This is a genomic window from Mesorhizobium sp. M8A.F.Ca.ET.207.01.1.1, from assembly GCF_004794715.1.
Lineage (GTDB): Bacteria > Pseudomonadota > Alphaproteobacteria > Rhizobiales > Rhizobiaceae > Mesorhizobium.
Genome location: NZ_SRUS01000312.1, coordinates 1 through 336, shown reverse-complemented (window position 1 = coordinate 336; position 336 = coordinate 1). Strand labels below are relative to the sequence as shown.

The 336-nt window shown below is 62.8% G+C and carries 1 pseudogene; it reads left to right on the top strand.

The window, feature by feature from the left end:
• Nucleotides 1-336 (top strand): annotated as a pseudogene (locus tag EN850_RS34700) (asparagine synthetase B); the annotation flags it as partial.

The window sequence follows — 336 nt, the reverse complement described above, 5'->3', positions numbered from 1 at the left end:
TCTCCGGCCCATTGAGAATGGCCGGCGGCAAGCTCGCCATCACAGCCGATTGCCGGCTGGACAATCGTGATGAGCTTTTGGCCAAGCTTGGCATCCGCGACCGGTCGATCGCCGACGGCATGCTTATGATGAGCGCCTATCTCAAATGGGGCGAGGCCTGCCCGACCTATCTGCAGGGCGACTTCGCTTTCGCGATCTGGGACGGCGAGCGTCGGGCGCTGTTTTGCGCGCGCGACCATTTTGGCGTCAAACCTTTCTACTATCATTCCGCCGACAAGCGCTTTGCCTTCGCCTCCGAGATCGGCCCCATCCTGGCGCTGGACGGCGTCGGCAGGC